The organism is Flavobacterium sp. (genome assembly GCF_044349645.1).
Lineage (GTDB): Bacteria > Bacteroidota > Bacteroidia > Flavobacteriales > Flavobacteriaceae > Flavobacterium.
Map to the genome: position 1 here is coordinate 33216 of NZ_JBIKQP010000002.1, position 14905 is coordinate 48120.

Annotated in this window: 9 protein-coding genes; 8 read left to right on the top strand and 1 reads right to left on the bottom strand. The window is 30.0% G+C overall.

The window, feature by feature from the left end; all coding sequences use genetic code 11:
- Nucleotide 1: 1 nt before the first annotated feature.
- The 3 genes from AC9UFV_RS00680 to AC9UFV_RS00690 all read left to right on the top strand — a co-directional run bounded on the left by AC9UFV_RS00680 (nucleotide 2) and on the right by AC9UFV_RS00690 (nucleotide 5594).
- Nucleotides 2–1594, top strand: a complete 1593-nt coding sequence (locus tag AC9UFV_RS00680) for a RagB/SusD family nutrient uptake outer membrane protein (RefSeq protein ID WP_509571741.1) — start codon at nucleotides 2–4, stop codon at nucleotides 1592–1594.
- Between the two features lie 30 nt (nucleotides 1595–1624).
- Complete coding sequence (locus AC9UFV_RS00685) at nucleotides 1625–2674, top strand: SusE domain-containing protein (protein WP_509571743.1); 1050 nt, start codon at nucleotides 1625–1627, stop codon at nucleotides 2672–2674.
- A 64-nt stretch (nucleotides 2675–2738) separates the two neighbouring features.
- Nucleotides 2739–5594, top strand: coding sequence for an alpha-amylase family glycosyl hydrolase (locus AC9UFV_RS00690; protein WP_509571745.1), 2856 nt, complete (start codon nucleotides 2739–2741; stop codon nucleotides 5592–5594).
- Nucleotides 5595–5656: 62 nt separating this feature from the next.
- Here the strand turns inward: AC9UFV_RS00690 and AC9UFV_RS00695 are convergent, their stop codons facing one another.
- Nucleotides 5657–6115, bottom strand: coding sequence for a hypothetical protein (locus tag AC9UFV_RS00695; RefSeq protein ID WP_509571747.1), 459 nt, complete (start codon nucleotides 6113–6115; stop codon nucleotides 5657–5659).
- Between the two features lie 377 nt (nucleotides 6116–6492).
- On the opposite strand from AC9UFV_RS00695, the gene AC9UFV_RS00700 reads away from it, so the two are divergent.
- From AC9UFV_RS00700 to AC9UFV_RS00720, 5 genes are read left to right on the top strand one after another with little or no spacing between them, the layout of a single operon-like run.
- Entirely contained in the window at nucleotides 6493–7041 is a 549-nt protein-coding gene (locus AC9UFV_RS00700; RefSeq protein WP_509571749.1) for a hypothetical protein, read from the top strand.
- Between the two features lies 1 nt (nucleotide 7042).
- Complete coding sequence (locus tag AC9UFV_RS00705) at nucleotides 7043–8992, top strand: hypothetical protein (protein WP_509571751.1); 1950 nt, start codon at nucleotides 7043–7045, stop codon at nucleotides 8990–8992.
- A gap of 11 nt (nucleotides 8993–9003) precedes the next feature.
- On the top strand, nucleotides 9004–10689 hold the full coding sequence (locus tag AC9UFV_RS00710; RefSeq protein ID WP_509571753.1) for a WG repeat-containing protein: 1686 nt from the start codon (nucleotides 9004–9006) through the stop codon (nucleotides 10687–10689).
- Between the two features lie 48 nt (nucleotides 10690–10737).
- The gene (locus AC9UFV_RS00715) at nucleotides 10738–13836 is read left to right on the top strand and encodes a WG repeat-containing protein (RefSeq protein WP_509571755.1); all 3099 of its coding nucleotides are present in this window, start codon (nucleotides 10738–10740) and stop codon (nucleotides 13834–13836) included.
- A gap of 1 nt (nucleotide 13837) precedes the next feature.
- Nucleotides 13838–14905 (top strand): hypothetical protein, encoded by a 1068-nt coding sequence (locus tag AC9UFV_RS00720; RefSeq protein WP_509571757.1) that lies wholly within the window; start codon nucleotides 13838–13840, stop codon nucleotides 14903–14905.

Consider the following 14905-nt stretch of genomic DNA (forward strand, 5'->3'; position numbering starts at 1 on the left):
AATGAAAAATCTATTTAAACTATCTTATTTAGCGTTGGCATTGACTGTACTTTCTTGTACAGACGATTTGAACACCATACCTAAAGATGATGATCAATTTTTATCTGATGATTTCTTCTCAACTGATGCCTCATACAAACAAGGCTTAGCTGGAGTTTATGGTAATTTATCATTAACTGGTACAAATGGAGCAGGATCATCAAATATTTCGGGAATCGATGCTGGTACTAGCCAGTATGGAAGATGTCTTTGGTACATGCAAGATTTATCAACAGACGAAGTAATCTGGTCGTATGAAAATGACCCAGGAACTGCAGATATTCAAAGAACTAACTGGACTGCTTCTAACCCTATATTCAGAGGAATGTATGGTAGAGCAATGTTCCAAGTAGCTTTAGTAAATGAATATTTAAGACAAACTACAGATTCTAAATTAAATTCTAGAGGAGTTTCTGCTGCTACTAGAGGTGAAATTCAAAAATACCGTGCTGAGGTTAGAGTTCTTAGAGCTTTAGCTTACTACCATATTATGGATATGTTTGGTAAAGCGGCATTTGTGACTGAAAATGATCCAGTAGGAGATTACAGAGGGCCACAATACGACAGACAACAATTATTTAATTTTATCGAATCTGAGTTATTAGCTTTAGAAAACGATGCCAATTTAGCGAATGCTAAAACCAATGAATTTGGTAGAGCAGACAAAGGATTAGCATGGATGATTTTAGCTAAAATGTATTTGAACCACGATAGTTATTTTGGAGCTCCAAAATACAATGAGTGTGTTACTTACTGTAATAAAGTAATCGGTGGTGGATATACATTAGCAACTAGCTACAGACATAATTTTATGGCTGATAGCGATACAAATAGTGCAAAAAATGAAATTATCTTCCCATTACAATCAGATGGTAGAACAACTCAAAACTACGGTCCAACAACTGTAATCATTAACGGTCAAGTTGGTTCAATGGAAGGAAATGGAGCATCTCTAGGCGTAGGCGGATGGGGTGGAGCTCTACGTGTAAGAAAACAATTTGGAGATAAATTTGCTGATGCTGCATTTGCAAATGACGCTAGAAAAACGTTAATCACTGCAGGTAGAAATCCTATTATTACAACTGTTTCTGATAGAGATAGTGGTTACATTATCACTAAATTTTCTAACAAAACTTCAACTGGAGCTAATGGTTCAGACCAAGGATTTGTTGATACTGACTTCCCATTATTCCGTTTAGGAGACGTTTACTTAATGCTAGCTGAATGTCAATTAAGAGGAGCAACAGGAGTTACTGCTACTCAAGCTTTAGGTTATGTTAACTCATTAAGAACAAGAGCTAACGGACAAACAATTGTTGCGGCAGACTTAACTTTAGATTTTATTTTAGATGAGCGTTTAAGAGAATTACACTGGGAAGCTCACAGAAGACAAGATTTAATTCGTTTTGGTAAATTTACTGGAGGAAGCTACAACTGGGCTTGGAAAGGAAATGGAGTAAATGGAATTGCTATTCCTGCACACTTTAAATTATTCCCATTACCAGCTGAAAGTGTTGCTGCTAATCCAAATTTAACTCAAAATACAGGTTACTAATAACTAAGTTTAATAAATAAATAATTTAAAATGAAAAATACATTTAAAATAATCATAGCTGCAATTGTATTTGCAACTTTAGGATCTTGTTCGGATGAACAAAACTTCCAATTAGCTGAAGCTAAAGGTAGTTTCTCAATTTTAACACCACAAACAGGAGCTTCAACAGTATTAACTCCTGCTTTAGCAACTAACCCTGCTATTACAATGACATGGAGTGCTGCTGATTTCACAACTCCAACACAAGTTGATTACACAGTAGAGATTGCTTTAACAGGAACAAATTTTGCTGTTATTACTCCAGCTGGAACTACTAGCGCAACTAACCTTACTTGGAGTGTTGCTGATTTAAACGGGGCAGTACTTGCTGCTGGTTTAACTCCTTTTTCTCAAGGAAGTATTGATATTCGTGTTAAAGCTGCTGTAGGAAGTGTGACTCAATATTCAAACACTATCAATGTGTTAATTACTCCTTACACTACTGCTTTACCAACTATTGCAGTACCTGGGAATCACCAAAACTGGTCTCCTGGAACAGCTCCTAAATTAGCTTCTGCAGGTTTTGGTCAAACAAACTACGAAGGTTATGTATGGTTAGATGGTGGATTTAAATTTGTTGCTCCTGATAATGCAGGAAACTTCAACTGGGGTAATGACGATTGGGGTGATGACGGAACTTTCACTAACAAATTGAGATTAACAAATGAAGTAAATTGTAATGCTGCTGTTGCAGGTTACTACAGATTAAAAGCAAACACAACTGCTCTAACTTACTCTCAAGAAAGAACAACTTGGGCTATAATCGGTAATGCTACTCCAGGTGGATGGTCAACAGACACTCCAATGACTTACAATCCAACTACTAGAAAATGGACTGTAACAGTAACTTTATCTGCTCAATCTGCACCAAATGATGGATTAAAATTCAGAGCTAATGGAGCTTGGGATTTAAATTATGGTGATACAGGAGCTGATGGTAAACTTGAAGAAGGAGGAACTAACATTAGTACACCAGCAGGAACTAAAACTATTACTTTAGATTTAAGTAACCCAAGAGTTTATACTTACTCTATACAATAATTTATATTATTATTTATATAAAAGGGCTTTCTCATGAAAGCCCTTTTTATAATTTCACAATACCATGAAAAATCTTTACTGTTTTTTTATTTTTATTTTATTATCTAATCTTGGGTTTTCTCAAGTTTCTTGGCAAGGAGGAGTAACTCCTGAATCCAATCAATCAGCAACGATTTTATTTGATAAAACTGGAACTGGACTTGCAACATATAATGGAACAATTTATGCCCATACTGGTGTTACTTTAAACGGTACTGCTTGGTCAAACGTAATTGGAAATTGGGGGAATAATTTAGTTCAACCCTCATTGACACTTGTTTCAGGAAATATATATAAATTAGTTTTAACTCCCACAATTCTTGCTTATTATGGAGTTACAACAGGTGTAGTGTCTAAAATAAATATGGTATTTAGAAGCGATACCGGAACAGCCCAAACCGTAGATTTAGAAATCAATGTGGGTGCGTTTCAATCAACATTGGTACAGCCAAATGTTAATAGTACAACCATAATAAATTCGGGCGGAAGCCTATCTATTTCTGCTAATAATACAGGCGGAAATGCAAATTATAACTTAAAAGCAAATGGTGTAAGTATCAACTCAATTTCAAACGCGACGACCTATTCTTTCACAGATACAAATATTACAACCAATCAAAATTATGAACTGGTAATTTCTTTAGGTGGGGCAACTCAATCTAAGTTTTTCAATGTAATGGTTAATCCAATAACTGTTAATCAAGCTCTACCCTCAAACACATTAGTTGATGGAATAAATTATAATTCAGATACGTCTAAGGCAACTTTGGTATTAGACGCACCTGGAAAAGATTTTGTTTATGTGGCAGGTAGCTTTAATAATTATCAGCCTTCGGTAAACGATGCAATGAAAAAAGATCCTACGACTGGAAAATTTTGGTTAGAATTAACCGGACTTACTCCTGGTGTAAATTATAATTATCAATACTGGGTGGTAGATACAACCCCAATTGCGGGCTCACCAGCATTAGTCAAAACTGCTGATCCGTATTCAACTTTAGTATTATCACCCTTTGATGACCCATATATTCCAGCTTCTAACTATCCAAACATTCCAGCTTACCCTGCAGGTCAAGAAAGAGAAGTTACGGTTTTAAAAACAGGAGAAACTCCTTATAATTGGCAAGTAACCAATTTTAACAAACCGAAAAAAGAGGATTTAATTGTATATGAAGTTTTGATAAGAGATTTTGATCAAACTAGAAGTTTCCAAGGATTAATCAATAGAATAGATTATTTCAAAAACCTAAAAGTCAACGCAATTCAATTAATGCCTGTAATGGAATTTGAAGGAAATGAAAGTTGGGGTTACAATACTTCTTACCATATGGCTTTAGATAAATTCTATGGTCCTAAAGAAAAAATGAAGGAATTTGTAGATTTATGTCACCAAAATGGAATAGCAGTAATCCTAGATATAGCTTTAAACCATGCTTTTGGAAGAAATGCAATGAACAGAATGTGGATGAATGATCCTGACGGTGATGGTTGGGGAAGCCCTGCTTCTGATAGCCCGTATTTTAATATGGTAGCAACCCATAGTTACAGTGTTGGAAGTGATTTCAATCACCAACAATCGCGTACTCAAAATTATACTAGACGTGTAGTAAAACAATGGATAGAAGAATTTAAAATTGATGGATTCCGTTGGGATTTAACTAAAGGGTTTACGCAAAATGCTACAGGTAGCGAAGCTAATACTAATGCATATCAGCAAGATAGAGTTGATGTTCTTAAAAATTACGCCGATTATACTTGGAGTTTAGACCCAACTCACTATGCTATTTTTGAACACTTAGGCTCAGATAATGAAGAAAAAGAATGGGCAAACTACCGATTATCAGAAACCCCAAGTAAAGGAGTAATGATGTGGAGTGAAATGACCTATGCCTATGCTCAATTGGCTAGTGGTTATGCTACAGGAGCTGATATATATAGAATTGGAAGTGATGCACATTCCGGATTTTTAGGTAAAAGAGTTATGGGTTATCCTGAAAGTCACGATAAGGAAAGACTACTTTACACTGCTATGACAACAGGAAATGGGGCCGGCGCTGCACCACCATTTGGGAATTTAAATAATGCATTGGGTAGAATGTCTGCTATTGGAGCTACTTCATTATTAATTCCTGGGCCAAAAATGATTTGGCATTTTGCCGATTTAGGAATGCAAATGTCAATTTACGATTGTAATAATGGTACTGTAAATACCGAATCGGATCCTACTCCAGGAGATTGTAAACTCAATACTAAACCACAACCTCAATGGGTTGGCAACTGGCTGGGAGTTACTGAAAGAGCCAAAATTTACAACGATTGGTCTAAAATGATAGCTTTAAAAGTTAGCGAACCTGTTTTTGAAGGTAGTTATTCAATTAGCCCTGACGGCAATAATGTGAAGCAAAGAATTTACATTTTTGACAATGCTTTGCCTTCAACTCAATTAAAAAATGTGGTAGTATTAGCTAATTTTTCTGTTGCTAATTTAACCATAGTTCCTTCGTTTCCATATGCAGGAACATGGTACAATTTGATGGACAATACCAGCATTACAGTGACCGATGTAAATGCGCCAATTTCAATTAATGCTGGGCAGTTTTTTGTTTATGGAAACAAATTATCAACTTTAGGAAATAACGAAATTGAAGCAGCTAAAGTAATCACACTTTCACCAAATCCAACGTCTAATAATTTTACTTTAAGTGCCAATACCACTAAAGTAGAAATTTATTCAATTACGGGACAATTGGTAAAAAGTTTTAAAAGCAATTTTAGTACCGAATCACAATTTGAAATTAGTGATTTGAACAATGGAATTTACCTAGTAAAAGTTACCGATACTAACGATAGAGAATCCACTTTAAAGTTAGTAAAACAATAATATTTTTTGAATTTGTTAGTTGTAATTTAAACCACTTGTTTCGGCAAGTGGTTTTTTTATAATTAGTTAATTACAATCGATCCTTTTTCTTCACTAGAAATATATTTGTCATCACAAACATTGCTTACAGTAATTATATATTCTTCTCCAGGTTGAATATCAGAAAATTGATAAATGTAGTTTTCTTTTATGGTTTTCAAACCTTTTGGCTGAGTTGTGCTGAAAGCCCAGCCCATTTCTCTAGTATGTCCAATATGTTTAAAATAAGGCTCGGTCATAGAATATGTAATTCCATTCATAACCATTTTAAGAGCATGCCCTTTATGCAATTCGATGCAAACGTCTAAATCGTAATCATTGGTGTACATTATTTTATGAGAAGTGGTAAGGGTCATTACATGTTTCTTTTTATCATATGATAATTTCACACCTCGAACAGTTGTATTGTTTTGAGAATAGGATCCTTGTATAAATAATAAAGCAGTAAATAGAATTACAAAAAGGGAAGTGCATTTTTTCATTGCAGTTTAGTATTTAGGATTACCCAATTATAACTCCAAAAACTTATTTTTTATTATGAAAAATGTAAATTTTCTTAATTTTTATATTCTATTTTGGTTGACATAGAGTTTATAGTTTACAAAACAATAAATCGATTAATCACGATATTCTTCATTAATTATAATAATCGTTACTTTAAATAATTAAATGATCAATTTTAATTAAATTCTTTTAAAATTATTTTAACTCCATCATGTTAAATTCTATTTAATATTATTACTTTTGTTAATAATATTAGCAAAATCATAAAATTTAAATCAATTATTTATCATAAAAATTTAAATTTCTTGTGTTTTGACTATTTTAAATTTATTATTCAAATTAAAAAAAACTATTTATGAAAACTATTGTTAAATATGCATTACTAGTTGTTTCTATTGTTACAATTTCTTCATGTGGATCAAAAAAAGTGTCTGCAACTGAGAATTCAAAAGAGATTGTTTTGCCAATTAAAAATTTCCAATCAGATAAATCGTTTTTCAGATCAATTTCAAGCGGTACAAGTCCAAATATGTCTTTTGCTAAAGAATTAGCTTTTAAAAATGCTGCAAATGAAATTGCAAAAACAATTGATGTAAAAGTAAAATCACTTCTAGAAGATTATGCTAGACAATCGGAAATAGATTCTTCAATAGATTATAAGTCGGAGGCTGAGCGTATGGCAACAATCTCAACTAATCAATCATTAAAAAATGCTAAAATTGTCCAAGAAAAAATTTATCAAAATCCTGATAAAACCTATACTTATTGGGTTGGAGTGGAATTGAGCAAAGAAGATATTTTCAATTCTTTGAAAAACAATATTTCATCTTCAAAAATAAAATCACTTCATGCTGAAAAAGTAGATTTTAGAGAAACGTTCAACAAAAGTTTTGAAGAAAACTAATATGAGGAAAATATTTTTTACTATAATTGGGCTATTTTTGTTAAATGCTTGTTCTTCGTCTTTAAATAAGAATAGCAAACAACCAAAATGGTTGAGTGATTCCTATAGAAGCATGGTGTTTCCATCGGATCAATATTATGTAAAATTTGATCAAAAAAAACTTTCTGATTTTCCAGCTAAATCTGAGAAAGAAAAAAAGAATGAGTTTAGTAGAGATCTTGAAACTCAATTAGTGAGACAAATTGTCGATAAGATTTCTTTTTCTACGTCATCTTCTGAACTTCAAACTGACAACAAAAAAATAGATTACATTTCTTCCGTTCTCCGTGAATCTTCGCAAACTGCATCAGCCACTTTAATTGGAAAACATGAAGATTATTATATAGATAAATCAAATAAAACTATTTCTGCAATTGTTTATGTAAAAAAAGCGGACTTAGCTAAAGGATATAGATCAACTTTAAATCCTAAGATAGATTTATTGAAGAATAAAATTGATCAGTATTTGACTACTAATTTGCAAGATGGAAAATCTATTTTAAGTGAAATAAATTCAGAAATAAAAACGATTCAAAATGATATTGAAGTTTATACAATAATTATTTCAGCCACCGATACCAATTTAATTGAAAAGTACAATAATATGTTCTCTTCCTATTTAAAATTGAATGCAACTTTAGGTAACGATTCGAAAATAATTGAAAGTTTAATAAACGAGGCAGATCAATTGTACCAGAAAGAATCGAATTTTGAAATTGTAATTGCTAAATTAAATGAAGCTTTATTATATGATTCTAATAATGAGAAAGTCTTGAATAAAATCAAAGATTATAAATTAAAGTGGACTTTAAAATTAACCTCAGAATTAAATTCGAAAATCAGTAACAAAGAATTTGTTTCAGCAATTAAAATTTTAGATAAATTAGTTTTGGTTGATCAAAATAACGAAATTGTTTATAGAGAAAAGCAGAAAAATATAATTGAAGATTATTTTAGGGAGACAATTATTAATATTAAAAATTTAGTAAAAAATGGATCTTTAAATGAGGGTTTAAGACAATTAAGCGATATTTCTAAATATTCATATGTAGATCTTGATGAGTATAATAATATCAAATCTCAATTGGAGGCAATAAGTGTGGACAATGCAATTGGAACTATAGAGAACCATGTTTATAATAAAAATTATGAACTTGCAGCAAGCGTTTGTAAGAAGAATTTGATTTTATATCCAAAAAATAAAAAATTAAGACAATTGTTTGAAGAGGTTTTAACTTTAGTTGGTGAAAATAAGAAAACAGAATTAATGAAGACTCGCCCAACTAGATATGTGTTAGAATTAAATTATAGTTTATCTCATTTACCTGAAATAATTCAAGATAAAAACAATCCTAATTTACCGCCTTTAGAAGTCTCTAAAATAAAAATTATTAATCAATTAATGAATTTAGAATTAGGTTTATATAAAAAAATAAATATAAAAGAAAAGAATATTAATTTTTCGGGTAATCATAAATTTTCCTATTCACAAATTGGAGTTAGATTAGGTTATCTTGACCTTTCAAAACAACCATTCGTTAATAATTTTATCTCACCGTCAACTACTTTTTATTATAATCAAAGTAAAGTAACCCAGATAGAAGCAAGTTTTATTTGGCGTCGTTTCTTTATGTTTAATTTAGGATATTTAACAGAAACATTGCCGGAAGTAAAATCAGATTTGAGTATTGTTAGTAAAGATAATAGCTATTTATGTTCAACGATTGGATTAAGAATTCCGTTTGATTTTATTCATTTAACGGCTGATGTTAGCGGATATTCTAATGGAAGCGATACAGCTAAAGTATTTGCTAAAGCAGGTATTTCTATAAATATTGGATTTAGTAAAAAATTTAACGGAGAAGATAAAAAATATATAGAAAACGAAGTTTCATTAATCAGAAATAATTAAAAATTATTATTATGAAAAAAATTGCAGTCATTCTAGTTTTATTACAATTTGTTTTAAGTTGTAGTCTTTTTAAATCATCTAATGATATAGATTTAATTCCATTTGAGCAAAAAGGAAAGTATGGTTATTTTGATTTAGAGGGCAAAATTGTTATCAACCCTCAATTTGATTTCGCTACTGCTTTTAGAGAAGATTTAGCTTTAGTAAAATTATCAGGTGATAATGGTAAATGGGGTTATATTGATAAAAAAGGAAAATTTGTTATTAATGCTACTTATAAAGATGCCACTGTTTTTCAAGATGGTTTAGCATGGGTTGTTACAGATAATGCAGCACCATCAGCAATTAATAAAGATGGAGAAATAAAGTTTACACTTAAACAAGCTAATAATGTGAATTTGTTTTCAGAAGGTTTAGCTGGTTTTTCTGTACAAGATACAATCAATAATGAAACTTGGGGTTTTGTAGATAAAACTGGATCGTCAATCGTGAATCCTCAATTTTTTGAAATTGGAGATTTTAGTGAAAGTAAGTGCGCAGTAAAAAATAAAGAAGGTAAATGGGGATTTATTGATAAATCTGGAAAAATAATTATAAATTATCAATTTGATGAAGTTGAAAAATTTAATAATGGAAAAGCTGTAGTTTATATAGATAATAAAGCAGGAGTAATAGATGAAGATGGAAAGTACATTATAAATCCTCAATATAAATTCGCAAAAAGTGATGGTAAATTGTTTTTAATTTCACAGGATGACAAGTTTGGATGGTGCGATCAAGAAGGTAAGTTTGTTATTAATCCACAATTTGATTATGCACAAACATTTAGTGATAGTAAATTAGCTTGTATTGAAAGTGGAAATAAATATGGATATATTGATGACGAAGCTAAAATTTTGATTAATCCACAATTTGATTATGCCTCTCCATTTTTTGGAAAAGTGGCCTTGGTTAAATTAGGTGATAAATTTGGATTAATTGACGAGGAAGGAAAATACAAAGTAAATCCTCAATTCGAAGGAATAGGATATGACATATTTGAACTTTTAAACCATACAAGCTTAAAAAATTCAATCACTTCAGATTATTTAGATGTAAATGCAATTCTTAACTTAATAAATATTGACCGACCTGAAAATCTAAGTTTTAATGATGGTTTTAATACTATAATTTCAAAATTAAATAAAACTGCTAACGATTTTAGTGCCTATGAAACTAATCATTCAGTATTTACTTCCAAAAAAATTAATAATGATGCCGATTATTCATTCATGTTTACAGGAAATGTAAAAGCTTTGAATAATGATAGCTATGAGTTTTATATTACGGATGAAAAACCTCAAACATTTGTTTATATAATAAATTTACATGGTAAAGCTTATGGCAAAGCTGAATCTATTCAAAAAGCTTTAGAAAACAAACTAACTGGTTTTACAAATGTCAAAAAAGGATTTGCTCAAGGGAGATATGCTAGTATTTATAAAGGGCCTAATTCTTATGTAATTACCTGGAGTACAGGATCAAGTCAGCCATTGTTTTACATATGTAATAAAAATTTTGATATTACACATTTTTCTAGTTTAATAGTATCTGATAAAGAAAGTTCTGTTTCTGAAGCAAGTGATTATGTGGAAGAACCTGCTTATGAAGAGGCAGCGCCAGTCGCAGATACTGCTTATGCTGGAGATGCATATTAATAATAAAAGGTTTCTTCTACTTTAGAGGAATCAATTTCTTAATGAATTATGAAAAAAAAAATATTAATTACTTTCCTATTTGTTTTTAGCATTCAATTACAAGTAAATGCACAATTTCGTCAACTTCGATTAGCTAATGAAGAATTGTCTAAAGAAAATTTTGACAAGAAAAAAGCGTTTGAAAAAATTGAAAAATTCGAAAAAGACAATGGTATAAAGCCTGAATCAAAATATATTAGAAGCAAATACATGCGTAAAGTTTCTGATAATATTCAAACTCTTGATAGCGCCTACACCTACTTTTTGGAGGCTTATAGCGGTATAGAATACTATGACTCAAAAGTGAAAGAAGAACTTTGTAAGGATATTCTTTTATGTCAATCAAATAGTACAATGGAAAACAATGAGTTTGAATTGTTTTTGTTTTCAAGACATACAAAAGAGAATAATTTAAGTATAGTTGAATCATTTATTGATAAATACCCTAGAAATATTTTCTACAATAAAGCGATTAACTTAAGAGATAGCTTGGAATTTGAAAAAATAAAGTCTTTAGATGATGAATTCGTATTGAATGAATTCTTGAAAAAAAGGCCAAACTCAAAATTTTATAATACTGCCGAAGATTTAATGTATACTATTGCTTTTAATAAAGCAAAAACTTCTAATTCTGTTGAAAAATATAAAGATTATATTAAGACATACCCAAAGTCACCTAAAATTAATGAAGCAATTGACTTTGTAAGTTCAAAAAATTGGGAAGAAATAGAATCAAAAAGTAATAGAGATTTATATCAAAAATTTGTTGATGACTTTCCATCAAGTAAGTTTGTTGCGCAAGCAAATCAAAAAATAGAAGAAATTGATTGGAATAATGTACTAGCATTAGATAGTTTGACCAATTTTGAAGAATTTGTAGCTAGGTATCCTAATTCTAGTAAAATTGAATTAGCTAATATTAAAATTAAAGAATTTAAAGAGCTTGTTTTACCATATTTAACCAAAAATAAAAAATACACCTTATTAAATATTGGCACACTTAAATTTGTTGGAGATGTAGAATACGATTCTATGACAGCATTACCAAAAGGCAAGTTCATCGTTTCTAAATATAAAAAGTATGGAGTAATTGATATTTTAGCAAATAAAATCATTCCAGTAACCTACGATTGTATAGAAAATTCAGGAGATTATTATATTACTAAATTAGGAAAAAATCAAGGTGTATTAAATGATCAAGGTCAAAAAATTGTTGACTTTTCATTTGAAACAATTTCGAAAACAGAGAATAATAACTTTATTGTTTCCAAAAATATTAACAATGTTAAAAGTACTTTTGGGTTAATTTCCTCCAATGGTGAAGGAATTTTAGAAGCGGTATACACTTATGTTTCTGAAGTGGATGCAGCTACATTTAATGTAACGTTCAATAATCAATGTTATCTTATCAACCAAAATGGAACAGTAATATCTCAAAAATATTCTTCATTAGATCCACTAAGTTATGGGTCTGGATCAAGCATTTATTTAAAAGCAGGTTTAAAAAATAAGCAAGGTTTGATTAATAAAAATGGAGAAGTAGCTATTCCATTACTATATGAATCAATATATGAAGCCGGAAATTATTTTATTGTAAGTAATACTATACCGAAAGTTGGAATTCGTTATGGAATTGTTGACCAAAAAGGCAAAGTAGTTTTAGAGCTTAAATATAAAAATATTGATTTTTGTGGAAATAATTTGTTTTCAATTAATACCAATAACTTGCCAAAATCGACAGTTACAAATTGCAAATTATATAGTTTAACTTCCAATTCATTTTTAACAAAAGACAGTTTTGATTCTATTAGTTCAATTCAAAACGGATTATTACAAGTTCAAAAAAATGAACTTATAGGGTATATTAACGAACTGGGAGAAACAGTTGTGAGTCCTGTATATCAACCTTACTATGGCGACAATAGTGAAAGAGGAACTGGTGGAGATGGAGAAGATGGAGTAGAAGAGAAGTGTTATGTTTCTTCAAATTTTGATGAAAATATAGCTAATTATGATATATATGATAAAACAGAATTATTACTTGTTCAATTAGATGAAAAAATTGGATATATCAACTTCAAAGGGGAAATAATAATTCCAATAATCTATTCCTATGGAAGTAATTTTTACAAAGGAATGGCTGCAGTTACTGACCCAAATGACAAGAAAAGCATTATTGATTCAAAGGGTGTAGTCATTTTAGAAGATGCAGAAATACTTTATTATTATAATAATTCAAAATATGCAATTGCCAAACAAGGAAATTCTTTCTTTAAAATAGATACTGAAACGCATAAAGTTGAGCCTTATACTTTATTGAAAGAGATGGATTATATTGATCATTACAAAAAATATAAAATCATTTCATATAAAGATGTCCTAGTTTATGTGACCTCAAAAGATCAAATTTTGATGGCTAAAGGAATTGATTTTTCTGATTACAATTATAATAAAAAAGTAACTGAAGCTAGAAATTTATATTATTCGGAAGAATACGATCAAGCTATTTCAGAACTTAGATCATTGTTTAGTCAAAAAAGTGATGTTTACGAAGTTCCTTTATTATTAGGCAAATGTTATAAAGAAAAAGGGGATACCTACTCAGCTATAGATTATTTTAATCAAGCGGTTGCATTAGACCCTAACAATACTGAGGCATACAATGAAAGATATCAATTGAATTGGAAAAGAGATTATTGGAGTGATGCAAAAAATGACATTTTAAAATTAATAAGTCTAAGTACAGAATTTGACGAGTCGTTAATGTTTAGTTTAGGCTATTGCAATAGTAAATTAAATAATTACAACGAGGCATTTGATAATTATACTAAATTATTAAAATTTAATCCCAAACATTCTACTGCTTATAACAATAGAGGGGTAATTTATGGGATTAGAGGCGACCATCAAGCAGCTCTTAGCGACTATATGAATGCATTAAAAAATAGTAAATATGAAAGTGACGAATCCAAAGGCCTCTATTTGAATAATGCTGCTAGTGAGCTAAATAAACTTAATAAAAAAGCGGAAGCCTGTGTGTATTGGTCTAAAGGGGCGGCATTAGGAAATGCTGATTGTATTCGTAATAAAAAATTTAATTGCAAATAATATGAAATACCTGTTTTACCTTTCTATATTATTTATTTTTGAGGGGTCAATTGCTCAAACAGATTCTAATAATAAAGAATCAGATCTTTTTTATAAAGAAGATAACTCCGATAATAATTTAGCAATTAAAACTTCTATTCCAGCGCCACAAACCAAAAAATATACTTTTGAAAAGTCTAATTTTAGTGATTTTATCAATAATAATAAACCAATTTTTTTATCTGGAAAATCCTCAAAGCCTGTAAAATTGAATGAATATTATGGTGATGATAATTCAGAATTATGTTATAATTCTATTTTTGAAGTTGGAAATTATTCAAATGAACTTCGGAAGATTCCACTATCAGAAAGAGATATTTTATATTTTTCAAAAGTCATCAATGAGACAGTTATTGAAGCAAAATCAAACGGTAAAACCTATTATATATATAAAATTGCATTTGATTATAACCAATTCAGTAACACTCCAATGGAGTTAAACGATGAATTTTTGACACCAGTGATACTGTATTTTTCAAATTTTAAAAACAATAATTCGATTCAGCAATCAATTAAATGCTATGCTAAATCAAGACTAGACGATTATAACTGGAAAAGCGAATTTGATAAAGAAGATTATCTTAATTTAGTTACTCAGAAAATCCTTAATAGTATCAAGTCAGCTCCAGTGCAAAACGGTAATTCTTATTACAAAATTTATGAAGGAATATTTGGAAGTTATAATTTTGAAAGAAATACCTATGAAGTAGATTTGGCTCAACAAATTGGATTTTCAGATTTCTTTAATTACGACTTTGATTATAGATTGTATTATAAGGGTAAAAATAATTATAATTACATTCAAGGGAATTTAGAATTTAAATGCAATCCAACGGTTGCTAGGCAAATTGCGGATCTCTTTGATTCCGAAAGAAAATTAAATATAAAATTAGAATTAATTCCAAATTCTTCTAGTTCTAATTTATGTATTTGCAGTGGTTGTTATGAAAACAATTTTATGATTAATTCATTGCTTATTTGTCCAGATACCAATTTTAGTGAAAGTAATTCGATACGAATTTATTATTAA

What these genes read in the sequence shown, in the direction of transcription:
- AC9UFV_RS00720 (WP_509571757.1), top strand. Translation starts at nt 13,838, where the DNA reads ATGAAATACCTGTTTTACCTTTCTATATTATTTATTTTTGAGGGGTCA.
- AC9UFV_RS00695 (WP_509571747.1), bottom strand. Translation starts at nt 6,115, where the DNA reads ATGAAAAAATGCACTTCCCTTTTTGTAATTCTATTTACTGCTTTATTA.
- AC9UFV_RS00705 (WP_509571751.1), top strand. Translation starts at nt 7,043, where the DNA reads ATGAGGAAAATATTTTTTACTATAATTGGGCTATTTTTGTTAAATGCT.
- AC9UFV_RS00690 (WP_509571745.1), top strand. Translation starts at nt 2,739, where the DNA reads ATGAAAAATCTTTACTGTTTTTTTATTTTTATTTTATTATCTAATCTT.
- AC9UFV_RS00685 (WP_509571743.1), top strand. Translation starts at nt 1,625, where the DNA reads ATGAAAAATACATTTAAAATAATCATAGCTGCAATTGTATTTGCAACT.
- AC9UFV_RS00700 (WP_509571749.1), top strand. Translation starts at nt 6,493, where the DNA reads ATGAAAACTATTGTTAAATATGCATTACTAGTTGTTTCTATTGTTACA.
- AC9UFV_RS00710 (WP_509571753.1), top strand. Translation starts at nt 9,004, where the DNA reads ATGAAAAAAATTGCAGTCATTCTAGTTTTATTACAATTTGTTTTAAGT.
- AC9UFV_RS00715 (WP_509571755.1), top strand. Translation starts at nt 10,738, where the DNA reads ATGAAAAAAAAAATATTAATTACTTTCCTATTTGTTTTTAGCATTCAA.
- AC9UFV_RS00680 (WP_509571741.1), top strand. Translation starts at nt 2, where the DNA reads ATGAAAAATCTATTTAAACTATCTTATTTAGCGTTGGCATTGACTGTA.